A 23,544-nucleotide genomic window follows, 5' to 3' on the forward strand; every position below is an offset into this window, starting at 1 on the left:
GATAAAAAACCAAAATCAAAAGCCCAAACCCAATCGCAAAAGCAGCCTATCATAAACCGATAGGCTGCTTTTTCTCTTACTATTAATAAAACTACACATCACGTCGCTTCCGCTCCATCATCTGGGCCAACATATCCCCATTACGTTTCCCTTGATTAAGCTCGACCATCTCACCAGTGGCGACATAAACCGTCCACTCAGCAAGATTGACAATATGATCGCCGATTCGTTCTAAAAGACGGTCGACCATCAAATAGCTTGAGCCCATTTTAGCAGTGATCTCGCCATCTTGAATGGCATCAGTTACTAAGGCTCTCGTCATAATGTATTTTTTATCGACATGCAAATCTTCTCTGGCAATTGATCTTGCTAGTTCTGCATCATTTCTGACGTATGAATCCAAGGCTTGCTCGAGCATTGTTCTGATTTGTGATGTCATATCTGCGATTTTCTGTTCAACGGTTGGTAGCCGATGATCAGTCTCCCCACGGATCGTTTCTTGCGCAATGCTGACTGCGTGGTCCCCGATCCGTTCCAAGTCAGAGCTAGCTTTCAGAATAACCATGATAATTCGTAGATCTGTTGCCACAGGTTGTTGTAATGCAATGAAATCAAAAGCCTCTTTTTCAAGGCAAACTTCTTCACTATTTGTGTTTTGATCATCTTCGATTACTTCCTTTGCCAAAGTATTATCATGCGTGGTGAATGCTTTGGTAGCCTGATAAATTTGCTCGCTCGTATTAATCCCCATTTGCATGAATTGATCATGCAATCTATTCAATTCATTTGAAAATAACTTTCGCATTAGTTTTCCTCCGGAATAAACCAACTACCCAATCACTTGATTGGATTAACCAAAGGCACCAGCAATATAATCTGCCGTGGCTGGCATTGTTGGATTCATAAAAATTTTGCTTGTTTTATCATATTCCACCACGTGTCCCAAGTGGAAAAAGGCGGTGTAGTTACTAATACGTGTTGCCTGTGACATGTTATGAGTAACAATTATGATAGTGTATTTTTTCTTTAATTCAGTCAATGTATCTTCGATCTTTGAGGTAGAAATTGGGTCTAAAGCACTAGCCGGTTCATCCAACAATAAAATATTTGGATGCATAGCGATGGAACGTGCGATACAAAGACGTTGAGCTTGCCCACCGGATAAAGAAAGAGCACTCTTGTCGAGTTCATCCTTAACTTCATCCCATAAAGCTGCTTCTTTCAAACTAGTTTCAAGTCGCTCATCCAAGACCTCTTTGTCCTTGATACCGTTACTCTTCAAACCGAACAAGATGTTTTCTCTGATCGACTTCGCAAATGGATTGGGCATTTGAAATACCATTCCGATTTGCTTTCTAACCTCGTAAACATTTACCTTTATTGAGTTGATGTCAGTTCCTTGGTACATGATCTTACCTTCAACTCGGGCAATTTTATCGTTCATACGATTCAATGATCGCAAATACGTTGATTTTCCTGAACCAGAAGCTCCGATCAACGAAGTGATCTGATTCTTTGGAAATTTAAGTGTTGCATCAAATATGGCATGACTGTCGCCATAAAAAACTTGTAAGTTATCAGATGAGATCTCGATCTCATCTTCGATAGTTACGATTGATTTTTCCTCAAGATTGTATGTTTTCATAGTTTTACCTCGTTGCCGTCATCTTCTTGTAGAGCCAATTTCCGATGAAACGTGCTCCTAAATTGAATACTAAGATCACAATGATCAATACTGCTGATGAAGCACTCGAAATCAAGTGAGCATCAGGCGTAACGCTTTCGGTATTGACCTTCCAAATATGAACGGCTAGTGTTTCAGCAGGACGCATTGGGTTTAAAAAACTAGCTGGATCAAAAATATTCCAGTTGCCGTAATCAACGGATGGTGCACTTTGACCAGCAGTATAGATCAAGGCGGCAGCTTCACCGAAGACACGTCCAGCGCTCAAAATCACACCTGTCAAAATACCAGGTAACGCTACTGGCAAAATGATCCGTGTGATCGTACGCCAGTCTGAAAGTCCTAACGACATCCCTGCTTGTTTTTGTAAATCAGAAACACTATTGAGTGATTCTTCGATACTCCTTGTCAATAAAGGCAAGTTGAAAAATGTCAAAGCGATGGCACCAGACAAAATTGAGAAACTCAAATTCAATTGGATTACTAAGAATAAGTAACCAAACAAACCAACAACCACTGAAGGTAGTGAACTAAGCACTTCGATAGTGGTTCTGATCAAATGCGTGAACCAATTGTCAGCTGCGTATTCGGCTAAATAAATACCAGACCCCAAGGCAATTGGGAACGAAATAATCAAGGTTAGTACTAATAAGTAGAGCGAGTTGAACAGTTGATCACGAATACCACCACCGGCACTAAAGGCTTGTGCAGGTGAACTCAACAATTGCCAAGAAATATGTGGCACACCATTGAATAAGATGTAACCAATAAGAAATAACAGGATTAAAACAACGATGCCAACTAAGCCATAGATGACTCCCGTTGCGATATTATTTGTACGTTTTGGATTCATTTTTTAATACTGCCTTTCTTACCAATAAATCTAACAATTAAGTTGAAAAATAGAGACATGAATAACAAGATTAAAGCCAATGACCAAAGAGCGTTATTTGGCAATGTTCCCATAACTGTGTTTCCAACATCGGTCGTCAATTTACTAGTCAAAGTTGAAGCTGGTGATACTAGTCCTTTTGGCATCAACAGTGCATTTCCGATAACCATTTGAACAGCTAGCGCTTCCCCAAACGCTCTAGCCATACCAAAAATGATGGCCGTTAAAATACCTGGTGCAGCAGTTCTTAAAATAACTTTGTAGATCGTTTGCCAACGGTTAGCACCTAAAGCTAGTGAAGCTTGGCGATAACTGATCGGAACAGCCTTCAAACTATCGACTGATAGAGAAGTGATCGTTGGTAGGATCATGACGAATAAGACGATCGTTCCGGCTAAAATACCGAAACCTGTCCCACCAAAGGTCTTTCTGATCAATGGTACGATCACTGAAAGTCCGATAAATCCATAAACTACTGAAGGAATACCAACTAGTAGTTCAATTACTGGTTGTAAAAATTTAGTACCTTTCTTGCCAGCAATTTCCGACATAAAGATAGCCATACCTAAAGCAAATGGCGTTGCGACGATAGCGGCCAGGATCGTAACACTAAATGATGTAACGATCATTGGCAAGGCTCCGACTTCAGGATTTCCATTAGCGTCAAGTGCTCCTGGATTCCAATTTACTCCCGTTAAGAATCCCCATAAGTTAACATGATCTTTCGTAAAAGTTGCTATACCACGAGAAGTGATAAAGTACAAAATACATGCGACTAAAGCAATGATAAATCCAATACATAAATAACATATAGCTTTACCAAAGTGATCTTCACGAGTTGCTTTTGACTTTTGTAGCAACTTATTTTGAATCTCTTTCATTTGAATCCTCCAAATTAAATAAAAAAAACTCCGACCAATTAGTTTGACAAAATCTCCCCCCTAATTTGGTCAAAGTTTTCAACTATAGACAACGACTACTTTTCAGTAACGTTACCTTTAGCGTCTTTTTGAACTTTCATATCGTGAATACTGATGTAACCCATTTTCTTAACTAAACCATCTTGAACGTCTTTAGAATTCATGTACTTCAAGAAATCAGCAGCAGCTGTCTTAGCTTTGCCCTTTGTGTACATGTGTTCATATGACCAAATCTTCCACTTGTTTGAAGCAACATTTTCGTCAGTAGGTTTTACCTTATCGATAGATAGTGGTTTTACAGAATCATTTAAATATGAGAATGCTAAGTAACTAATAGCACCTGGAGTTGATGAAACGATCTTTTGAACAGTACCATTTGAGTCTTGTTCTTGAGACTTAACGGCCTTGTCGCCCTTAAGAACGGCGTCTTCAAATGTTGCACGTGTACCTGAACCTTCGGCACGGTTAACAACAGTGATCTTTTCGTCTTTACCACCAACTTCTTTCCAGTTAGTGATCTTACCTGTGAAGATGCCTTTAAGTTGTTCCATTGTTACGTTTTCAACACCAGCGTCTTTGTTAACAACTGGAGCCATACCAACAACAGCAACTTGATGGTCTTCTAGTTTACTTGCATCGATACCTGATTTTGATTCAGCGAATACATCAGAGTTACCAATAGCAACAGCGCCGTCTTGAACTTGGCTAAGACCTGTACCAGATCCACCACCTTGAACAGTAACACTGATCTTCTTGTTTTCATTTTGGAATTGGCCAGCAGCCTTTTCAACTAATGGTTGAAGAGCTGTTGAACCAACGGCTGTGATCTTACCAGCATGGTCACTTGCGTTTGATTCTCCATTCGTAGATGAGGCATTGTTTGAACCACAACCAGTTAAAACAGCACCCACTGCACCCAACATAACTAGAGTTGAGAAGAAGTTTCTCTTTTTCATAAAATAGGACCCCTTAATAAATTTAATTAGCATAGCTAATCTTTAAGTCTGCCTATACTGTACTTGATAAAAGTAAATTTTTTGTATATTGAATGTAAATTAGTTGTAAATTTTATGTTACAGTTTCGCGCATTTTTATAAATTCTGATATTCAAATATTTGTATTTTCATATATCAAATAACAATGTAAAACCGTGTGTTTACAGGGGACATCGTCATAATTTGCTTGGTATACTTTCTGTAGATATTGAAAACATTTTTTAAAATCTATGTGGAGGTCAAATGAATAAATGAAACCCTTAGTTTTATTAAGCAACAACCTATCATTATTCATTGAGATCAATCGCCATTGTAATGATCAAGGCTGGTTCATCAGCAATATGACGGATCCGAACAAAACATTAGATTTAGTCCAGGACGAAGCGGTCTCTGGCCTGATTTGGGATTTATCAGCCGCACCATTGAAACAATATGTAAGCGAAATGAAACTGATCCGCAAACACATCGACGGACCGATCGTAGTCTTTTCACAACAGGAGAACCAAGACGAACGGATCAACTGTTACAACTTAAACATCGACGCTTACATGATCCAACCGGTAGATTACAACGAATTAGTCGCTCGATTGAAGCAATTGATTTGGGTTTACAATCGTTCAAATAAAATTGCCGAGGAGATCAGCAACACCCAATCGCCTCGCAATCGTAAAGAGCATTCTTCAGTTAAATGTGACAATTTGGAGATCGACTTTAAACAGTACCGTGTCACTAATGATGGCATTGATCTAGGATTGACCCCCAAAGAATTCAGCTTATTGTGGTACTTGATGAAGCACCGTGGCCAAGTCTTGAGTCGTGAGCAATTGCTCGAAGGCGTCTGGGGATACGATACTATCGGATCATCTCGGATCATAGATATTCACATTAGCCATTTGCGTGACAAGCTAGAAACTAATCCGCAAGACCCTACTTGGATCAAGACTGTCCGTGGGTTTGGATATATTTTGGATAATTCTTATCCTTTAGTTGCGGAAAGTGTTTAATTACTCTGAAAAATAATTTCAAAAAAAGGACCCAAAGCATCACATGCTCCGGGTCCTTTTTCAATTGCTATTTTTTATTGAAGTTGACCGAATTTTGAAATTTCTTGTGCTTTATTTTCTCGTTCTCTAGTTACCGTGATCAAAGAAACGATGCTATCTGGATAATGGTCTTGGATATCTACCATCGTTGATGATCTAGGTAAAACTTCTTCATCATCTAACAATAGCTTTAAGAGGATCTCGGCATTTTCTCTAGCATCTTTGATTGATTCACCGTATGTGTTGGCTAACGATAAGTCTGGGAAGACTACATTATAAACGGTTTTTTCTTCGTATTCATTTTTATTTAAAATTGCTGGGTACGTTATTTTTTCCATCATAGTTATCACTCCACATAAATAATCAAGATATTTTGAATTACATTATTTATACAACATATTCATGAAGAGTGAATATTAGATTAAACAAATTATTTTTGTATAAAACGAAAATTGTTTTTAACTTCGTTTTTTACGCTTTGGTTTGAAAACTGCCTTATAATCAAGCACTTCATCATACGAAAGTTCGCCAGTCGCTCTTAATACGCTGAAAATACCGCGGAAAATTTTGACGATGTAATTGTAGTCATCACGACTTTCGTTGATGCGGGCGTATGACCTCAAATCACGCACGCTCCACCGGCGAACGAACAACAGACTGTCGTTGTAAAATTCATCAAAAAAGAATGAAACATCGCTGACTAATTCAGGAAAGTCGACATCTGCAGGAACTCTGATCTTGTCCCGCAATAACCACCACGTTACGCCGATTTCCACACCTTGCATGTGCACCTCTTCAGCCTTTGTTACTGACCAACGAAATCTGCCGTGGGTGCTGCGATGTGGGTAGTCTAAATACTTTTGTTCGCGGTCGGGATCGACTAATTCAGCGACTGTTCGTAAAGTTTCCCGATTAAATAAAATATCTTGATGCTTATCTATTGGCATCTCCAACTGATCAAAGTTGATCACACCGATGTAGTCGCTGGGTGCTTTGGTACTTTTCGGATTCAGTTTTTCCTCATCACTGAAACCTTTCATGACAAAATCTTCGTCCAGCGATTTTTGTTCCATATAATTCATGTCGTCTGCATCAGTAATGTCGAGGCTATGATTCTCTTGCAAACTATAGACATAATCGTCAAAGCTTTCGCCATCTTCTGGTTCGAGTCCATCATATGTATAAAATAAAATTCGCTTTTCAAAGGGATAATTTTTCGGCTCTTCTGACAAATCATTCATTTCGGCATTACTATCAGCAAAAGCTTTTTGATATAATTTGACCGTCTTTTTTGGTAACCAGCCCTGTTGAGCCACGAATTCAAAAAAACTTGATAAGACTGGGACGACTAGTTCGTAATCTTGGCGCATGAGTTTTGTTTCTCGGATGAATGTTGTCGTTAGGATTTTTTTGATGACCTAAGGTTTCCAGTTATCAGGCGTTTGCCGGAAGCGGTCGTAGGCTGCGGTTGATAAAGCTTGGACGCAAATTTTTAAAAAGTCGCGATCGACATCTTTGGGGCGTTTCGACCAAACATCTTCGTCTTGTTGAAAAGCTATCATCCACTTAGTTGTATCTAAAATGACATGGACTGATTCCGTTCGCTGCCAGCTTGGTAAATAATTATTTTCAAATACATCTTTAGCTTTAAATTTAGTTTTTTCAAAATCGAGGAACTGGCACTGTTTATGTAGCTTCTTGACATATGTTTGAAATTTCTTGGAATCGAGCTTCATTTGCTGATTTTTTGCTAAGAATTTCATGAAATAAATGGCAATATCAGCTACTAGCTGATCAGAAAAATTGATCCCTATACTTTCAGGTACATGCGGATTGTGCCATTCCAAATACAAGTCCGTTTGTAATACGGTCAAATATAAATAATCCAGCTGAGTTTCATCTCATTGCTGCAGATCATCAGGCAACACTTCGAAAGTGAAGTCGACAATTTGTTTGATCATTTTTTCTGGATACTTTTTTAAATGTGCGTAACTGGGATCGTCTTTGAACTGGGAAAAAATTTTTGCTTCATCAACTGTTTTTGCCATGATTTACCTCTTTTCTCGTTAATTACATCTTAACGGATTCTGCACATTACTGGAACTTAATTTAGGCATAATAAAAAGCAAACCTACGGACGGTTTGCTTTTTTAAAAATCTTATTTGTCGAATTCAGCTTTGTAAAAGTTTCTGAATAATACGGCACTGATTGCGGCAACTGAAACACCGATGGCTGTTAAGACAGCTGTTCTCGTTGTGTCACCTGTTTGTGGCAATGTGCTATTTGTCATACTTGGATTTGCGGAAGTTACTGATGATGGCCAACCTGAAGTTGATCCATATACACCTGTTCCGTTGGTACCACTAGTACCTGTTGTTGTGGCTCCGGCAACACCGGATGATGTCGCATTAAACTTGAAGTTTACACTTTCAGTCGAGTTGAAGCCTAATTGAGAAACGTCGATCGTCATAGTACATGGGATCAATTGGTCCAAAGCACTCTTACTTTGAACGTTAAAACTGAAGTCCATGAAGTTCTTGTTGTCTTTCGAATAAGTCTTCGTATCGGCAGCGTTGATCGAACCACCATTGATCGAATCGATCGTTACAGGCTTTTCACCAAATGTTGTTGGGTAAGTCAAAGTCATCATAACTTTGTAAGTACCATCATCGTTTTTAGTAACTTTAGCTTTACCTGTGAAAAATTGAGTTGAAACTGATTCTCCTTGCGAAGGATCTTCCTTTAATACTTGATAAGGAATTTCGTCTTGATCATTAGTGCTTGTTGAGTCGGTATTAACTTGATCGCCAACAGCAACGCTGGAACCTTCTTCAGAACTTGATGAAGAGTTTGTATCTGAATCTTCACCGATTTGATCAGGAATCAATTCGTCGTCTTCTTTATCAGTATCTTTGCCATCAGTTGATGGTTTAGTATCTGAATCTTTGTCATCACCTGATTCAACTGTCTTCAATGATTTAATATTAAACTTAAAGTCGGCAGTTTGGTTCATCAAACCTAATCCCATAACTTGGATCTTCATCGTACTTTCAAGAGGGTTCTTCAAGTCGGTAACGTCATCAATGTTGAAGCTAATATCTTGATAATTTCTTGAATCTTTCTTGTACTCATCAGAATCAGTAACTTTTTTACCATTCATAGTCAAAATATCTACTGAAGCAATTGTAGGAATTTCAACTTGGATCGTTACTTTGTAAGTACCATCACTGTTTGGAGTGATCTTAGCAGTCTTTGTAAAGTATTGACTTGAAATAGACTTGTTATTAGTACCTGTCTTGTAAACATCAAATGTTATTGTTTGAAGTTTTGCTTTTTTGTCTGAAGCCTTGTTAGATTGAGTTTCTTTTTCTGAAGTCTTTGCAGGTTCTTTTGCATCTTTGTCGTCACCAGTAGCATCGTTGACTTCGGTTGAATTGTTATTATCTGTTGAACCACCATTATTCTCCGTTGTACTTGGTTCTTCTGTACTAGGATTTGTAGTACTTGGTTCTTCAGTATTTGCTTCTGATAATGTGCTTAAATCAAATTTGAAGTCAGCTTTTGGACTCATATCCATACTCAAAGAAGGAATTTGAATTCTCATACTACTTGTTAATAAGTTTCCTAATTCCGATGGGTCGTTAACATTGAAACTAATATCTTTGTATGTACCAGAATCAGTAGTATATTTCTCTGATTCATTGACATTTTTGTCACCCATGGTAAAGATATCTACTTGAGCAATTGAAGGTATAGTTACTTGAATCGTCACCTTATATGTACCATCATCATTAGGAGTGACTTTTGCAGTTTGATTAAAGTATTGAGTTGATACTGAAGGTTCTGTCGTACCTTCTTTCAATACTGAAAAATCAATAGTCTGTGCATTCTTCAAATCATCGTAATGTGTCGTAGCAATCTTTATTGGATCTCCAACAGTAACCTTAGTACCCTCTTCAGAGTTGTCACTGTTTTCACCGATTTGTTGGGGGATCAATTCATTACCGGTCTCACCAATTTGCGTTGGAACTAATTCATCATCGTAGTCGTCAGTATCGACTGTTTGATCATCTTTATTTGTATCCGTTTCAGGTTCTGTTTCCTTGTCAGTTTCAGTAGGAGTCTTGTCTTCTGTACTGTTATCTGACTTAACGTCTTTTAAAGTATTCATATCAAACTTGAAATCAGCCGTTTGATTCATCAAGCCTAATCCCATGACTTGAATTTTCATACTACTGCTCAACGGATTTTTTAAATCCGAAACATTGTTAATATTAAAACTGATGTCTTGGTAAGTACCGGAGCCAGTTTTATATTTGTCTGAATCAGTAACTTTTTGACCACCCATGGTCAAAATATCAACTGAAGCAACCGTTGGAATACTTACTTGAATGGTAACTTTGTAAGTCCCATCACTATTAGGTGCTATCTTAGCAGTTTTTGTAAAGTACTGGCTTGAGATCGATGCATTATTAGTGCCTGTTTTCAGAACATCAAAATCAATCGTTTGTTCCTTATCTGTGGTGGCAGCCTTGGCTGTTTGAGTAGTTGTAACTGGCGATAGCGATCCATCGTTAGTTACTGTTGCTGGTACAATTGCTCCCCCGAGCAACATACCCACGGCTAACAATCTAACAATGCTTTTCTTCATTGTAATGCCCCCCTATAAAATGTATACGTTTATAATATCATATATTCATGGCTTATACTTATCATTTTATTACTTGTGATAAACGTATTATTTGACCGATATCAAGCATTTAATTTTTGACACCAACTGACTAAGTTATATACTGTAACTATTACTTTTTTGGAGGCAAATTTTTTATGAAACAAGGTACTCATATCCTAACTTTAGACAACGGCTATCACCTTTGGACCCACACAGCAGGACAAGGCGATATCAAATTACTCTGCCTACACGGTGGCCCCGGTGGTAACCACGAATACTGGGAAAACTTCGGTGACAAACTAGCCGACCTAGGCGTTGAAGTCACAATGTACGACCAACTAGGATCATGGTACTCAGACACCCCAGACTACAGCGACCCTGAAATTGCTAAGAAATACTTAACATATGACTACTTCCTAGAAGAAGTAGAAGAAGTCCGCCAAAAACTAGGCTTAGACAACTTCTACCTAATCGGTCAATCATGGGGTGGCGCACTAGTCCAAATGTACGCCGCAAAATACGGCAAACACTTAAAAGGTGCCATCATCTCAAGTATGGTCGACGAAATCGATGACTACGTAAAAAGCATCAACCAATGCAGAATGGACGCATTAGGCCCAGACAAAGTTAAATACATGGAACAAAAAGAAGCCGAAAACGACCTAGAAGACGCCACATACCAAAGCTACGTTGACATCTTAAATGCCGAATACATCGACAGAAGACAACCAACAGCCATCAGACATCTAGTAAACACATCAAACACAGACGTCTACGGAGCCTTCCAAGGAAACAACGAATTCGTCATCACAGGAAAACTAAAAGACTGGCACTTCAGAAAACACCTAAAAGAAATCACAGTCCCAACATTACTAACATTTGGTGAACACGAAAGCATGCCAATCGCCACAGCCAAAATCATGCAAAAAGAAATCCCCCATGCACGTTTAGAAACAACACCAAATGGAGGACACCACCACATGATCGACAACCCAGACGTCTACTTCGCACATCTGGAGAAATTCATCAAAGACGTCGAAAGCAACAACTTCAACGACTAAAAAAGAAAAACAAACATAACGAGACAAAAGAAAAAACCGGAAAATACAAGGATGAAAAATACAAGTATTCCGGTTTTTTGTTTTCCTAAACCAGGCGAGAGTGCGCGAAGCAGCACGCGAGCCAAGAAATATATTAATTAATATAGAAGAAACTCATAAAATATTGCAAAACCCAAAAACAAATAACGCATTAAGGTTTTAAGATTCAAATTTTAATGTTTTGACATAGAGGTTTTGAACGAAGGTTTTGATTGAAGGTTTTAATCTTACCAACAAAGGTAGAAATTGAGATAGACCACAAAACCTAGGACGCGCAAAAAGTGCCAACTTGCTCAAAAAAACTCGGTCCCACCCCAAAAAAAAGGGGGGGATTGTTGCACTATCTAGACGGAGGGGCCCGGGGATACAGACCTCAGCACCTAAATTATTCTTAGCGATTTATCGCTTAGAATAAGACCGAGTTTTGAGATGCCCGAGTGGTCTCCTCGGGTAGCTCAAAATCGCGTCAGGTGCGTTCCAGCGTCTGTATCCCCGGGCCCCGGAGTCGGCAGTGAACCACCAACACAAAATATCACCTCAAACCCAACACACCTAAAATCACAAACGCCACCACAAACAAAACGCTTCTCGTCTGCCAAAAACTCTCTCACCTCTAGCAAAACAACTATCCTACACGACTAGTACCGTCAGCATAATTCAAACTAACTCCACTCTGCACATTAAAAATATAAACATTAAAATGCACCGAATCATCACCAACAGACTGTGCCTCCATCTGAACACCACGAGCCAACAGCTCATTACCACGAAACACAGGAGTAACCCGATACCGAACAAACCGACGACTATCACCCTTCAAATAATAAGCAACATCCATCTCATGAGCCTGCATCTCAGGACTATTCAAAGAAGCCGTCCCAGTCATCAAGTTCTTCATATTATTATTCTGTCCAGTAAACTGATACCCGATCAAATGACTACGATTATAAAGCCAGCCACCCTTGATCCGTTTATTATGCCAACCAGTAGGACTAATAAACAACCGTTCACGCTTATCCGAAGGCATCAACGACTTATTCAACAAAGCATTAGCAGCCGTAACTCGGTTCAAACCATCCAAATTACCATAAGACTGCCAAGCACCGGAAGCAGTACTCATATCAGCCTGACTAAATTGCGGATTATTATTATTCACGGTAATTTGCTGTTTTCCTGCGTAATCTAATTGTGCAAGATCAGAAGCAGAACTCGAAGAATCATTTTGATCCGACTGTGCTTGATCAGAGTGCTTACTAATATAAGCTCGATTCTGTTCGATCTTCTTCTGCTTAGTCTTGATCTGTTTTTTCAGCTTCTTATTACTCTTCAGTAACTTTGAAGCCTTATCTTGAAACTCTGTTTGATCATTATTTTGTCCCGCATCAACGTTTGATTCGACCGAAACTCCGGCAAAAAGCAAAACGCCAAATACTAAGACAATTATCGCTTTAAATTGTTTTTTCATTATTGTTTAGCCTTCCTATATCCAGCATTGATTGCTTCTTGTTCGGACGAGAAATAAACCGCATTTTTCGATTTCATACTGTAACCACGTTGTCCCGGCAAATGATAAACGTGCGAATTGACATTACCGATAATGTATTGCGAATCACCGCCGGAGATCATCTCATCGCCAGAGTTATTGGCATTATTATTCGTCGTTGGTTGATCCTCTTGTTGATAATCATTCGACTGCTCAGGACTAGCCGTCACAGCTGGAGCTGAATTTTGTGATTCATTCTTTTCCTCCAACTGTTTTCTTTCTTGTTCCGTTTTAGCTAATTCTTCATCAAGCTGCTGGTTAGTTGCTACCAACTGCTTGTGTTCTTTTTTAGCTTGATCATATTCTTTTTTCGAGATCTGTTCAGTCTGGTCCGTCGACGAACTAGTTGAATCGGTCTCTTCTTCACTACATCCCGTCAAAACCAAAGCCATCGTTAAAAAAACTGCTCCCGTTGCTAAGAGCGGCTTTAGTCTGACATTTTGTAAGTTAATGACTACGATGGTTATCATCGCAATCACTAGCATTATCCCGATCAAGGTCATTTTTCATCCCCCATTTTTAAAGTCAAAGTTAATTTTACCTAAATCCGATCTCTGATACAAAATCCCCCACTGATTTTGCCAGTAAAAAAGCAATATCCAATTGAGAATATTGCTCTTGGTCCATTATTTTAAACTGTCGATAACGTAATCGGCTAGTTGATCAACACGTTTGAAGTCATCTTCATCAGGTTCTTGATTGATCTTAACTGAATCTGCTGCTTGATCACCATTGCTCGAATTCAATTGCATCGTGAAATAATCCACGGCACGACCATAGTGAACGTGACCCTTGGAACTAGATCCAGCGACCGCAAATTTTGTACGGTCTAGATCAACATCCTTGAGGTCTTCGTAAAAGTCCAAGGCTTCATCAGGAAGATCACCATCGTGGTAAGTATAAGAAACGATAATGATAGCATCGTATTCTGGTAGGTCATAAGCGTCACTATCGACTAGTTGTTCCAAAGTAACGTCTTGACCCTTACCCTTTAAATATTCTTCTAAATGTTGGGCGATCGATTCATTGTGTCCAGTCATACTCGTATAAGATACTAAGATTTTGCTCATTATTTTACCTACCATCTAACGCTGATGCGTTTATTTTGAAATTTATTGTTTTGGATCTCGTCGACCATGGCAATTGCGTAATCGGCATAACTGATCTCACTATTTCCTTGATCGTCGAAGGTCAATTCTTCGCCGGCCAAGACGTATTTGCCAGTCTTTTTACCATCAAAAACAAAATTAGCTGCAGGACTAATGTAAGTCCAGTTGATATCGCTAGTTCTCAACAAGTCCAAAGCTTTTCCCATTTGCTCACTCAAGGGTTTTACTGCTTCAGGGAAATCAGCTTGTTGATAAAGTTGCTGATTGTGATCTTTATCAAGATACAACGAACCAGCTCCACCGACCGTCAACAAACGAGTCTTCAAACCTGACAAGATCTCGATCAAATGTTTGGTCGAAGGAACGTATTCCACGACCTTATCGCCGAAAAAGCCGACCGCATTAACTAACACGTCAAAATCTTTTACATCATTAGCCGTTAAGCCATAAATATCCTTTTCAATAAACACATCTGTTGGTGATTTCTCAGCAGAACGAACGATCGAAGTTACCTCAATTCCTCGACTCAAGGCTTCTTTAACAATCATTGAACCCTCTTTACCATTGGCACCAATTACTGCAATTTTCATGTGTACACCTCCACTTATACTTCCAGTGTACACAAAATCAAGCAATTTGACTGAAATGAAGTTTAGTAATCGCTAGAATTTCCTAAACCGTCGAGCCAAAAACTATCTTGGATCTGGTCGAGCAAAGTCACTAATTGCTTTGTTTCTTTAACATCGTGAACACGCAAGATCCGACCACCAGCTAAATACATGGCAGCTTCCGTCACCAAAGTCATCGGTAGACGGTCGTCTTTAGAGATACCTAAAAGATCACCGAAAAAACCTTTTCGAGAAATAGCCACCATCATCGGCCGTTTCAAGTTGTTGAACTGATCAAGATTTCTGATCATCGAATAATCTTGGGCACCGTGAACGACTTTGGAATAGCCAACGCCTTGGTCGATGGCGATCCGTTCAAAATCGATCCCGGAACTAGTCAACTGTTGCAAGTTTTCTTCAAAAAAATCGTACATCCCTTTAGTCAAATTGTGATATTCATGGCCACGACTGCTGTGCATCGTCAACAAGCCACAGTCAGAGTCAGCCATTAGTTTTAATTTTTCAGGGTCATCCGTAAAAGCATTAACATCATTAATGATCGAAACGCCTTCGTCTAAAGCAGCTTTCATCACAGGCAATTTGTACGTGTCGATGGCGATATTGACGTTGGGAAATTCTTTTTTAATGGATCGGATCAAAGGAATCGTCCGTTCCATTTCGACTTCGGGACTAACTTCGGTAAATCCAGGACGAGTCGTTTGGCCGTTGACTTCGACCACATCAACCCCATTGTCGACCATTTCTTCAACGTGTTTTAACAGTGCGTTCTCGCCTTGAAAGTATCCACCATCATAAAAAGAATCCGGTGTATTATTCATGATCCCGTAAATCATCGCGGTATTAGTCAAATCATAACTAAATGAGCCGGTCTTCCAAATCATTTGATGAGCTTTTAAAATATCGATCAACTGCTCTTTGTTGGTCGCAAAAAACTTATCCCAAACTTTGATTAGTTGTTGCAGCGTTCTAAGGTCAAGCATTGCTTGAACGGTATCATCTTCAACTGTCACAAAACTATCCAGCTGTTGGATCAGATCGACTAACTTAGTTTGATCAGATCCATCGATCTGCGAAAACTCCAACAACAATAAGTTTTGTTCGTCAGCCAGTTTGAGTAGAGCTTGACCCGCAATCGTATAGTCCATCCGTAGTCGAGCAGTTATTTCTTGAATATGCATGTTATCGATCCCCGTCTTTGATTAATTGGATTAGATTTTTCGCAGCCCGACCACGATGAGTCAACGGAATCCGTTCTTCATCGGGAAGTTCTGCTAAAGTTTTACCTAATTCTGGTAAATAAAAGATCTTATCGAAACCACTGGAATGATCCCCGTGATCCTCACGACTGATCAACCCAGTCACTTCACCTTTTGCCGTGATGACACGACCTTTCGGATCAACAGCAGCTAAGTAAGTGATCATCGTGGCCGTTCGTCGGTCTTCCGATAGATCCGCCATCAGATCCAGCAATGTTTGATTGTCACTTTTGGCTTTATCTTGATGCAGCTCCCTTTTCGTCGTCACGCCCAAAGCATTGGGTAAAGCCGGGATCTCGATCCCACTGTCATCACTGATGACCGGGCGCAAGATCTTATTCGATAAAAAAGTCGCTTTGTTCGTCGCATTATTTTTATAACTGTCCGTCGATTCATCGGGAAACTTGACTGGTTCAAAAAAATCAGTGTACTGAGCCGCGTTTAAGCCGAAAAATTCAAGATCTTTTTGTAGATCCAAGGTTTTAAATTTGTTGTTTGAAGCAATGAGCCATTCCGTCATCGTATCACCTCATTATTCATTCCAAAGTGGCTTGATCTGGTTGATCAAGTAAAATGAGCCAGTAAAAATCACTAAATCTGAAGCTGTTTTTTGCAGCTCACGAGCCTTGTCGAGAGCATCCGTGATAGAGTCCGCCAAAAAAATATCTTTACCGTCACTTTCGGGATCATCTTTAAACACTTGATACAAGTCTACAGCTGGTAATGCTCGCTCAAAATTATTGGGACTCGTCACGATAAAGGTGGCCGGCAATTCTAGCAAGATGTCGACGCATTTTTGATATTGCTTATCTGCCAAAAAGCCGACTACTACGATCAACTTTTTATTGGCGCGTAACTTCGTGATCGAATCGACCAATCCCTTGATCGCGTTGACATTGTGGGCTGCGTCTAACACCACAGTTGGATTCTTTGTCAATTGCTGCATCCGTCCTGGCAAAGAGACCGTTTTGAGCATCGATATTAAATTGTCAGCTGTGATCTTGATTTCACTGTCTTGATTAAAAAGCTCGATCCAATTCAAGACATTTTGCAAATTCTTGATCTGATAAAGTCCGCCGAGATTAAAGTAGACATCGTCGTAATGCTTTTTTCGAAAATACAAATTAACGACAGAATAAGTTAAATGTTCCTCATCCAAGGCCACATTGTAGCTACCCGTTTGGGTCAAACTCGCCTGCTGATGGTCTGCTTCATTTTGTAAAATTTGTTCTGCACGACTATTTTGAGTAGGATAACTCACTACCTTAATGCCCGGTTTGATGATCTTCGACTTGGCCGTAGCGATCTCTTCAATGGTCGATCCTAGAAATTTCATGTGATCCATATCGATCTTCGTGAACACGGCATACTCAACATTTCGCGTAGCATTAGTAGCATCGAGCTCGCCACCCATACCGCATTCATAAATGACGTAGTCAAGAGCTCGTTCGTTGAAATAGATCACGGATACTAAATACCAAGTTTCAAAAACGGAGAAATCTTTTTGGCTCAAATCCAATTGATTCCAAGCCGACTCCAAAGCCTCGTAACAATCAACAAAGTCATGCTCGGAGATCGTCACTCCATTTTGTCTGACTTGTTCGCGGTCGTCGTAAAAGGCCGGACTAGAAAAAATACCGACTCGATAACCGGCATTGAGTAGCAGCTGATAGATCATTTCAGAAGTCGAACCTTTACCATTCGTTCCGGCGATGTGGATCGTTTTGAAATTAAGATCTGGTTTGCCTAATTGATCTAATACCTTTTGAAGCAGTGGGATCCGTGAACCAGAATCGTTATATTTGATAACTTTGGGCATTGAAGCAACGATTTTACTATATCTTTCTTCTCCAAGCATTGAGACCACTCCTAGTTATATTTAAGTTCCTGCAAAAATTCCATTTTCTTAGCTTGATCCTTAAAAACACCGTTGTAAAAAGTCGTCGTTGTCTTGCTATTAGTCTTCTGCACACCACGCATCTCCACGCACATGTGCCGAGCAGTCACGATCACCGCCACCCCTTGAGGGTCGAGCAATTCGCTTAATTTCGTTCCGATCTGACTAGTGATATTCTCTTGAACATTAGGTTTCTTGGCCACAAAGTCGACTAGCCGTGGGATCTTGCTCAAGCCAATGATCTTGCCGTCTTTTGGTTCATACCCGACTGTCACTGTGCCGAAAAATGGCAACAAGTGGTGTTCACACATCGAGTAAAAAGGAATATCTTTCACGATGACATTCTCGCCATCAACGAGTGAATCGGTTTGAAAAATCTTTGAATCGGTAAATTCGGGGTCTTCCAAAGAACTAAATATTTCGCTATACATCTTGGCGACCCGTTTCGGTGTTTCGACTAATCCTGCTCGATTAGGGTCATCACCGACTGCTTTTAAAATATTTCTAACACTATCTTCAATAATCTGCTGGTTTTCCGAGTTCATTTAAATGCTTCCTTAAATTAGTTTTTTAATATATTGGCTTCCAGCTAAGGATCTTTCAGCCGTTATAACTTTATCTTTAAAAATATTGTCATCATCTAAGACTTCCAGTAATGGCGTTAACACGAACAAACGGTTGAACATTTCCGGATGAGGAACAACGAGATCCTTTGTATTAATGGTTTGATCGCCAAAAAGTTCAATATCAAGGTCTAACGTCCGTGGTCCCCATTTGATCGTCCGGACCCGCTTGTATTTCTTCTCTAGACCGTGCAAAACTTCCAATAGTTCTGAGGCCGAAAAAGTCGTTTTGAGCTTGATGACGGCATTGATGAATTGATCTTGGTCGACGTTCCCAACTGGGTCGGTCAAATAGTAGGCAGAACTTTTCACTTCAACTATTTGCTCGACGGAACGTAAGTCATTGATTGCGTGAGCAACGATGTCTTCTGACTTGCCAAGATTACTGCCGACACCTACATAAGCTGTCGTAATTGCCATTATTTATATGAAACTTCCACTTCAGCGCTGTCGAGAATGCCATTGATCGGTAAGTTCTGCTTTTTAACACTGACGATGACATTGTCTAATTGATCAGAATTTTGTTGGTAAATCTCCCGCATGATCAAAGTTGCCAAGGTCTCGATCAATTTGATATCGTCACGAGCGACGATCTTGGTGATTGTTTGGTAAATCGGTCCGTAATTAATCGTGTTTTCCAATTTATCTTCAGCCAGTTGATCAAAATCGACTTGATCAACTACTAGCTCAACGTTGATGACAACATCTTGCCCCACGACGCGTTCTTCATCATAAACGCCAATATGGGCGTGAAATTGCATTTGGTTCAATTTAATTTTTAACACAAATGGCTCCCCTTTCTATAACTAAAAATTAATAAAAAAATATTCAAAATCCGAATATCTTGGGTAGTTGAGTCTGTTTTTATTCATTTTTAAAGGTGATTAAATTTTACCACGTGGTTATAAAAAAAGAAATTTTGCAAGATTTAATTTTTCAACCTGTCTAGACAGTACATCTTAGCTCGTCGTGTAGTAAAATTAATGCATGTGATAAGGAGATCAAAATGACAAAATATCAAATTTATTTCGTTCGACACGGTCGTACTTTTTTCAATAGTTTACACAAAATGCAAGGCTGGTCCGATTCCCCACTACTACCTGAAGGGATCGAAGTCGCTAAGAAAGCTGCTCACGCCTTAAAAGACGTCAATTTTAACTTGGCATATTCAACCGATACTAGAAGAGCCGTTGATACTGCTAAGATCATCATGGATGAAAACCGTAATGACCTAAAACGTCACCACATCAAGGAATTCCGTGAACAATTTTACGGATATTTTGAAGGCATGTACGCTGCCGAAACTTGGTTCGTAGCAGGCCAACAACACGGCACGCCAACTTACTTAGGTATCATCGACAAATACGGACTAGAATCCAGTTTCGACTTTTTAAAAGAAGCCGATCCAATGGATTACGCCGAAAACTACGAAGAATTTTGGAGCCGGATCAACCGCGGCTTCAAGAAATTAGACAAGGTAGCCAAAGACGGCGACAAAATCCTCCTAGTTTCCCACAGCACCACAATTTATTCGCTAGCCAAAACGTACCACGTCCCTGAGCTAGAAATAAACGAAACACCACTAAATTCCAGCTTGACCATCCTCAACCGCGAAGACGGCAAGAATACCGTCACAACATACAACAAAGTCTTAGAATAAGCAGAACTGATCGATCGATTTGATATAATAAAATCGTTAAGTAAATATTTCAAAATCATTAGGAGGACAACATGACAAAATATCAAGTATACCTAGTGCGCCACGGAAAAACCTGGTTCAATCGCTACAACAAAATGCAAGGTTGGTCCGACACCCCACTAGCACCAGATGGAGTAACAGTAGCCAAACAAGCAGCCCAAGCATTAAAAGACACAGACTTTGCAGCAGCCTTCTCATCAGACGCCCGCCGCGCCATAGATACTTGCAAAATCATCGTTGATGCCAACAAAAATCACGACAAAATCAAACCAACAAAACTACCAGAATTCAGAGAAGAATTCTACGGCTACTTCGAAGGCCACAACGCCGCCGAAACTTGGTTCATAGTAGGAAAACCACACGGTATAGAAACATACGGCGAAGTAATTTCCAAATACAGCATGGACGACAGCAAAGACTTCTTAAAACAAGCCGACCCCTTCCATGACGCAGAAAACGCCGAAGAATACTGGGAAAGACTAGACAAAGGCTTCAACAAACTAGACGAAATAGCCAAAGACGGCGACAAAATCCTATTAGTATCCCACGGAACAACCATCCGTTCGATCATGGACAAATACAACGCCGGCAACTTCGACATAACAGAAGGCCCAAGAAACTCCAGTTTGACCATTCTAGAAGTAGATAACGGCGAAAGAAAAGTAACAACATACAACAAGTTGTTAAAGTAATAAAAAAATAAAGCAATAAAATCAAAAAAGAACAAGATCAAAAAAAGCCATCCCCAGACAAAATAGTTAAAGGATGGCTTTTAAAACAATCAAAGTGGGAAATGAGAAATTTAGAATGAGGCGAAAAGCTTTCACGCAAAGCAGTGAAAGATCCAAAATTGAAAGCAGATAAAATACCAACCGATGATATCTGAGGAAAAAATCAACAAGATAGAAACCGAAGAGAAAACCGTAAGAACGAACCAAATCTAAATAGAGCAATATCAACCAAAACAGTCCAACATCAAAAAAGCTAAGTACCGTCCCACCCCACAAGGAAGTAAGTGTACCACCACCTTAGGTTCTGCGGGGGGTGGAGGAAATTCGCTGTCAGCCATGAAATTTCACTTGGTGGTTTACCACCTAGTGAAAGACCCAGTTTTGAAACAAGCGAGCGCCCTTTGCTCGATTGGTTCAAAATGGCGTCCATGGCGTTCCACAGCGAAATTTCCGGAACCCCCCGCAGAACCGGCAATGAACCCCCCACCAAACACCTAACCGCTTACAAAAATTACAATATTCTAATTTTTCTAATTAAAGTTTAATTTATTACTGTATGTTTTATCAAAAATGTTTTAGAATAGTGATACACGTAATCTGAAAGGAGAAATATAAATGTCTCAATCATTACAACCAGTTGACACTCCCTCGTTTTATATCAACCCAGATACAAACGTCTCAGTGATCAACTATAGCGAAGGCTATATCCAAGACGTTTTCCAATTAATCAACAGCGAGGGTCTACTAAATCTAGTAAAACTATATTTAGATGATCAACGAAATAAAAATAATGATGTTGTTCAATTAACTCCAAAACAATATGTAGACGTATTAAAAGCAATTTTAACTGACAATGAAAAAGGTTATGAAATCTTCGATAAAGAAAAAGTATTACAAAGTGTTGAAGACTTATATTCATACTACCGTAGCTATTTCCGAGTATCTTTACTAAACAAGCATAATAATGCCGTTATCAAAGGCAGCTTCATGGACATCGATAATCACTTTAACGACGTAGTTATCGACTTATACCGTGCCATTGAAGAAAAATTACAAGGATTCGCCAACCACACATACCGTCAAATCAATGCCGGTACTAACGCCACAGCCATCGTTCAATCGATCGACTGGCCAGCACCAAAAGGTTACGAAAAACTTGAAAAAATCCGTTTCTTAGACACATTGATGCTTCGTCCTCCAATGATGATGCATACTAAGAGCAATAAACGTGAAGGTGTCTTTGATGCCGTACCTAACAACCCAATCAAAAAGTTCGATGGTAAAAGAAATGAATGGTACTGTTTCCCAGCTAAGATCGGTGAAAGTTTAGCTTACATCTACTTCCAACGTGATTACTTCGTAAGTGGTATCGCTCTAGGAAACTTGTTCGAAGTAGCCAGTGAAGAAGAAGTCAAAGGTCATAAACCAGACGAAATCTTACTATTCGGACTACCAGAAACAGAAGGCGACGTATGTCACTACTACCACGATGAAGAACACGACATCTGGGTCGGTGAAGTACCATACAATGACAAGACAACATACTTTGGCTACATGAAGAAGATGTGTCTAACATTGCACAACCTCCACATGATCTACGAAAACAGATTACCAATTCACGGATCAATGGTTAAGATCACCTTCTCAAATGGCAAAGTAAAGACCGTAGTATTCTTCGGAGACTCCGGTGCCGGAAAATCAGAATCAATCGAAGCCCTACAAGAAATCGCCGATGACAAAATCGTCGACATCGAAACAATTTTTGACGACATGGGAAGTTTCGCCTTCGACGAAGACGGCTCGATCTTCGCACAAGGAACAGAAACAGGTGCCTTCGTAAGACTAGATGACCTAAGCAGTGCCGTAGCCTTCAACAACATGGACCGTGGTATCTACTTAAACCCAGAACTAAAGAATGCTCGTGTAATCCTACCAGCCAACACCTACAAACGAGTAGTACAACACCACAGAATCGACATGTGGGTATACGCAAACAACTACGACTCAGAAATCGGCTTGCACCAATTCCCAGATGAAGAAGCAGCCAAAGCAACCTTCATCGCCGGAAAGAGAAAAGCCCTAGGAACAACTGACGAAGTAGGAATGAGCACAACATTCTTCGCCAACCCATTCGGACCAGTACAAGAAGAAGCAAAAACACGTCCAGTAATCGACAAAGTATTCAACAAACTATATCAAGACAATATCTACGTAGGTGAAATCTACACACACCTTGGAAACGACAAGTCAAAAGACAGTTTGAAAGAATCAGCCAAAGAATTACTCGATCAATTAATGAACAACTAGAAATACAAAAGCAATAATAAAACACAGAAAAAGGAAGATGTGAGAGAACAAAAAGTTCTCAAGCACCTCCCTTTTTTGATTGCAAAAAGAAAATAAAAACCAAATATTGATTACAGAGATAAGAACACGAGGCGAAAAGCTTTCACGCGACGAAGGAGCAGTGAAAGAGCCAAGAACTACACAAAATTATAGTAGCAACCGATGATATCCGAGAAAAAAATCAACAAGATAGAAACAGAAAAAAAATCGTAAGAACGAACCAAATCTAAATCGAGCAATATCAACCAAAACAGTCAGCACAAGAAAGAATAAGTACCGTCCCCCCACCAACCACATGGATTTACCACTACCCTAGGTTCTGCGGGAGGGTGGAGGGAATTCGCCGTCAGCCGCGAAATTTTCGTTTGCACGGCATGGGCCGTGCTTACGAAAAGACCCAGCTT

25 protein-coding genes are annotated in these 23,544 nt (G+C 39.8%); 5 read left to right on the forward strand and 20 right to left on the reverse strand.

The genetic code is table 11. The features are described from left to right. Positions 1–91: 91 nt before the first annotated feature. The 5 genes from phoU to EKM69_RS05690 all read right to left on the reverse strand — a co-directional run bounded on the left by phoU (position 92) and on the right by EKM69_RS05690 (position 4,452). Positions 92–805, reverse strand: coding sequence for a phosphate signaling complex protein PhoU (gene phoU, locus EKM69_RS05670; protein ID WP_125709019.1), 714 nt, complete (start codon positions 803–805; stop codon positions 92–94). A 45-nt stretch (positions 806–850) separates the two neighbouring features. Next, positions 851–1,645: a phosphate ABC transporter ATP-binding protein PstB gene (gene pstB, locus EKM69_RS05675; protein WP_125709021.1), complete on the reverse strand. Its 795-nt coding sequence runs from the start codon at positions 1,643–1,645 to the stop codon at positions 851–853. Between the two features lie 4 nt (positions 1,646–1,649). Continuing rightward, positions 1,650–2,537: a phosphate ABC transporter permease PstA gene (gene pstA / locus EKM69_RS05680; protein WP_125709023.1), complete on the reverse strand. Its 888-nt coding sequence runs from the start codon at positions 2,535–2,537 to the stop codon at positions 1,650–1,652. Then, a complete protein-coding gene (gene pstC / locus EKM69_RS05685; protein WP_125709025.1) occupies positions 2,534–3,457 on the reverse strand; it encodes a phosphate ABC transporter permease subunit PstC in 924 nt (307 codons plus the stop codon). Before pstC ends, pstA begins: the two co-directional genes overlap by 4 nt. Positions 3,458–3,552: 95 nt before the next feature. Continuing rightward, positions 3,553–4,452, reverse strand: coding sequence for a phosphate ABC transporter substrate-binding protein (locus EKM69_RS05690; protein WP_125709027.1), 900 nt, complete (start codon positions 4,450–4,452; stop codon positions 3,553–3,555). 290 nt (positions 4,453–4,742) lie between these two features. On the opposite strand from EKM69_RS05690, the gene EKM69_RS05695 reads away from it, so the two are divergent. Beyond that, positions 4,743–5,495, forward strand: a complete 753-nt coding sequence (locus tag EKM69_RS05695) for a winged helix-turn-helix transcriptional regulator (RefSeq protein ID WP_125709029.1) — start codon at positions 4,743–4,745, stop codon at positions 5,493–5,495. 74 nt (positions 5,496–5,569) lie between these two features. On the opposite strand, the gene EKM69_RS05700 is transcribed toward EKM69_RS05695, so the two are convergent. The 5 genes from EKM69_RS05700 to EKM69_RS05715 all read right to left on the reverse strand — a co-directional run bounded on the left by EKM69_RS05700 (position 5,570) and on the right by EKM69_RS05715 (position 10,186). Further along, entirely contained in the window at positions 5,570–5,875 is a 306-nt protein-coding gene (locus tag EKM69_RS05700; RefSeq protein WP_125709031.1) for a type II toxin-antitoxin system HicB family antitoxin, read from the reverse strand. A gap of 117 nt (positions 5,876–5,992) precedes the next feature. Then, positions 5,993–6,904: a hypothetical protein gene (locus EKM69_RS05705; RefSeq protein ID WP_125709033.1), complete on the reverse strand. Its 912-nt coding sequence runs from the start codon at positions 6,902–6,904 to the stop codon at positions 5,993–5,995. 48 nt (positions 6,905–6,952) lie between these two features. Then, positions 6,953–7,408, reverse strand: a complete 456-nt coding sequence (locus EKM69_RS05710; protein WP_125709035.1) for a hypothetical protein — start codon at positions 7,406–7,408, stop codon at positions 6,953–6,955. 27 nt (positions 7,409–7,435) lie between these two features. After that, on the reverse strand, positions 7,436–7,582 hold the full coding sequence (locus tag EKM69_RS12285; protein WP_164505866.1) for a hypothetical protein: 147 nt from the start codon (positions 7,580–7,582) through the stop codon (positions 7,436–7,438). 111 nt (positions 7,583–7,693) lie between these two features. Beyond that, the gene (locus tag EKM69_RS05715; RefSeq protein WP_125709037.1) at positions 7,694–10,186 is read right to left on the reverse strand and encodes an NEAT domain-containing protein; all 2,493 of its coding nucleotides are present in this window, start codon (positions 10,184–10,186) and stop codon (positions 7,694–7,696) included. Between the two features lie 176 nt (positions 10,187–10,362). On the opposite strand from EKM69_RS05715, the gene EKM69_RS05720 reads away from it, so the two are divergent. Further along, positions 10,363–11,268: a proline iminopeptidase-family hydrolase gene (locus tag EKM69_RS05720; protein WP_125709039.1), complete on the forward strand. Its 906-nt coding sequence runs from the start codon at positions 10,363–10,365 to the stop codon at positions 11,266–11,268. 664 nt (positions 11,269–11,932) lie between these two features. Here the strand turns inward: EKM69_RS05720 and EKM69_RS05725 are convergent. The 10 genes from EKM69_RS05725 to folB form a co-directional block, all read right to left on the reverse strand. Further along, entirely contained in the window at positions 11,933–12,772 is an 840-nt protein-coding gene (locus EKM69_RS05725; RefSeq protein WP_125709041.1) for a DNA/RNA non-specific endonuclease, read from the reverse strand. Then, entirely contained in the window at positions 12,772–13,353 is a 582-nt protein-coding gene (locus tag EKM69_RS05730) for a sunset domain-containing protein (protein WP_125709043.1), read from the reverse strand. Before EKM69_RS05730 ends, EKM69_RS05725 begins: the two co-directional genes overlap by 1 nt. Before the next feature lie 123 nt (positions 13,354–13,476). Next, positions 13,477–13,920, reverse strand: a complete 444-nt coding sequence (locus EKM69_RS05735; RefSeq protein WP_191988684.1) for a flavodoxin domain-containing protein — start codon at positions 13,918–13,920, stop codon at positions 13,477–13,479. Positions 13,921–13,928: 8 nt separating this feature from the next. Then, positions 13,929–14,549 carry an NAD(P)-dependent oxidoreductase gene (locus EKM69_RS05740; RefSeq protein ID WP_125709045.1) on the reverse strand — a complete coding sequence of 207 codons (621 nt, stop codon included), beginning with the start codon at positions 14,547–14,549 and terminating at the stop codon, positions 13,929–13,931. Positions 14,550–14,611: 62 nt separating this feature from the next. Further along, positions 14,612–15,766 (reverse strand): dihydropteroate synthase, encoded by a 1,155-nt coding sequence (folP, locus tag EKM69_RS05745; RefSeq protein WP_125709047.1) that lies wholly within the window; start codon positions 15,764–15,766, stop codon positions 14,612–14,614. Position 15,767: 1 nt separating this feature from the next. Continuing rightward, positions 15,768–16,364 carry a non-canonical purine NTP pyrophosphatase gene (locus EKM69_RS05750; RefSeq protein WP_125709049.1) on the reverse strand — a complete coding sequence of 199 codons (597 nt, stop codon included), beginning with the start codon at positions 16,362–16,364 and terminating at the stop codon, positions 15,768–15,770. A 12-nt stretch (positions 16,365–16,376) separates the two neighbouring features. Then, positions 16,377–17,702, reverse strand: a complete 1,326-nt coding sequence (locus EKM69_RS05755) for a bifunctional folylpolyglutamate synthase/dihydrofolate synthase (RefSeq protein WP_125709051.1) — start codon at positions 17,700–17,702, stop codon at positions 16,377–16,379. A gap of 11 nt (positions 17,703–17,713) precedes the next feature. After that, positions 17,714–18,286 (reverse strand): GTP cyclohydrolase I FolE, encoded by a 573-nt coding sequence (folE, locus tag EKM69_RS05760; RefSeq protein WP_125709053.1) that lies wholly within the window; start codon positions 18,284–18,286, stop codon positions 17,714–17,716. 12 nt (positions 18,287–18,298) lie between these two features. Continuing rightward, the gene (gene folK / locus EKM69_RS05765; protein WP_225423848.1) at positions 18,299–18,784 is read right to left on the reverse strand and encodes a 2-amino-4-hydroxy-6-hydroxymethyldihydropteridine diphosphokinase; all 486 of its coding nucleotides are present in this window, start codon (positions 18,782–18,784) and stop codon (positions 18,299–18,301) included. Beyond that, the gene (gene folB / locus EKM69_RS05770; protein WP_125709055.1) at positions 18,784–19,149 is read right to left on the reverse strand and encodes a dihydroneopterin aldolase; all 366 of its coding nucleotides are present in this window, start codon (positions 19,147–19,149) and stop codon (positions 18,784–18,786) included. Before folB ends, folK begins: the two co-directional genes overlap by 1 nt. Before the next feature lie 221 nt (positions 19,150–19,370). On the opposite strand from folB, the gene EKM69_RS05775 reads away from it, so the two are divergent. The 3 genes from EKM69_RS05775 (at position 19,371) to EKM69_RS05785 (ending at position 23,101) form a co-directional block, all read left to right on the forward strand. After that, positions 19,371–20,024 carry a histidine phosphatase family protein gene (locus EKM69_RS05775; RefSeq protein WP_125709057.1) on the forward strand — a complete coding sequence of 218 codons (654 nt, stop codon included), beginning with the start codon at positions 19,371–19,373 and terminating at the stop codon, positions 20,022–20,024. A gap of 71 nt (positions 20,025–20,095) precedes the next feature. Then, a complete protein-coding gene (locus EKM69_RS05780) occupies positions 20,096–20,755 on the forward strand; it encodes a histidine phosphatase family protein (protein ID WP_125709059.1) in 660 nt (219 codons plus the stop codon). A 654-nt stretch (positions 20,756–21,409) separates the two neighbouring features. Continuing rightward, on the forward strand, positions 21,410–23,101 hold the full coding sequence (locus EKM69_RS05785) for a phosphoenolpyruvate carboxykinase (ATP) (RefSeq protein ID WP_125709061.1): 1,692 nt from the start codon (positions 21,410–21,412) through the stop codon (positions 23,099–23,101). The last annotated feature ends 443 nt before the right edge of the window (positions 23,102–23,544 follow it).

The organism is Companilactobacillus zhongbaensis, from assembly GCF_003946515.1.
Classification (GTDB): Bacteria; Bacillota; Bacilli; order Lactobacillales; family Lactobacillaceae; genus Companilactobacillus; species Companilactobacillus zhongbaensis.

Excerpts from the sequence above, each read along its gene's own strand:
- phoU (WP_125709019.1), bottom strand. The coding sequence starts at position 805 with ATGCGAAAGTTATTTTCAAATGAATTGAATAGATTGCATGATCAATTC.
- EKM69_RS05700 (WP_125709031.1), bottom strand. The coding sequence starts at position 5,875 with ATGATGGAAAAAATAACGTACCCAGCAATTTTAAATAAAAATGAATAC.
- EKM69_RS05695 (WP_125709029.1), top strand. The coding sequence starts at position 4,743 with ATGAAACCCTTAGTTTTATTAAGCAACAACCTATCATTATTCATTGAG.
- EKM69_RS05735 (WP_191988684.1), bottom strand. The coding sequence starts at position 13,920 with ATGAGCAAAATCTTAGTATCTTATACGAGTATGACTGGACACAATGAA.
- folE (WP_125709053.1), bottom strand. The coding sequence starts at position 18,286 with ATGAACTCGGAAAACCAGCAGATTATTGAAGATAGTGTTAGAAATATT.
- folK (WP_225423848.1), bottom strand. The coding sequence starts at position 18,784 with ATGGCAATTACGACAGCTTATGTAGGTGTCGGCAGTAATCTTGGCAAG.
- EKM69_RS05730 (WP_125709043.1), bottom strand. The coding sequence starts at position 13,353 with ATGACCTTGATCGGGATAATGCTAGTGATTGCGATGATAACCATCGTA.
- pstB (WP_125709021.1), bottom strand. The coding sequence starts at position 1,645 with ATGAAAACATACAATCTTGAGGAAAAATCAATCGTAACTATCGAAGAT.
- EKM69_RS05690 (WP_125709027.1), bottom strand. The coding sequence starts at position 4,452 with ATGAAAAAGAGAAACTTCTTCTCAACTCTAGTTATGTTGGGTGCAGTG.
- EKM69_RS12285 (WP_164505866.1), bottom strand. The coding sequence starts at position 7,582 with ATGGCAAAAACAGTTGATGAAGCAAAAATTTTTTCCCAGTTCAAAGAC.
- EKM69_RS05705 (WP_125709033.1), bottom strand. The coding sequence starts at position 6,904 with ATGCGCCAAGATTACGAACTAGTCGTCCCAGTCTTATCAAGTTTTTTT.
- EKM69_RS05755 (WP_125709051.1), bottom strand. The coding sequence starts at position 17,702 with ATGCTTGGAGAAGAAAGATATAGTAAAATCGTTGCTTCAATGCCCAAA.
- EKM69_RS05775 (WP_125709057.1), top strand. The coding sequence starts at position 19,371 with ATGACAAAATATCAAATTTATTTCGTTCGACACGGTCGTACTTTTTTC.
- EKM69_RS05780 (WP_125709059.1), top strand. The coding sequence starts at position 20,096 with ATGACAAAATATCAAGTATACCTAGTGCGCCACGGAAAAACCTGGTTC.
- EKM69_RS05715 (WP_125709037.1), bottom strand. The coding sequence starts at position 10,186 with ATGAAGAAAAGCATTGTTAGATTGTTAGCCGTGGGTATGTTGCTCGGG.
- EKM69_RS05720 (WP_125709039.1), top strand. The coding sequence starts at position 10,363 with ATGAAACAAGGTACTCATATCCTAACTTTAGACAACGGCTATCACCTT.
- folP (WP_125709047.1), bottom strand. The coding sequence starts at position 15,766 with ATGCATATTCAAGAAATAACTGCTCGACTACGGATGGACTATACGATT.
- pstA (WP_125709023.1), bottom strand. The coding sequence starts at position 2,537 with ATGAATCCAAAACGTACAAATAATATCGCAACGGGAGTCATCTATGGC.
- EKM69_RS05740 (WP_125709045.1), bottom strand. The coding sequence starts at position 14,549 with ATGAAAATTGCAGTAATTGGTGCCAATGGTAAAGAGGGTTCAATGATT.
- EKM69_RS05725 (WP_125709041.1), bottom strand. The coding sequence starts at position 12,772 with ATGAAAAAACAATTTAAAGCGATAATTGTCTTAGTATTTGGCGTTTTG.
- EKM69_RS05750 (WP_125709049.1), bottom strand. The coding sequence starts at position 16,364 with ATGACGGAATGGCTCATTGCTTCAAACAACAAATTTAAAACCTTGGAT.
- pstC (WP_125709025.1), bottom strand. The coding sequence starts at position 3,457 with ATGAAAGAGATTCAAAATAAGTTGCTACAAAAGTCAAAAGCAACTCGT.
- EKM69_RS05785 (WP_125709061.1), top strand. The coding sequence starts at position 21,410 with ATGTCTCAATCATTACAACCAGTTGACACTCCCTCGTTTTATATCAAC.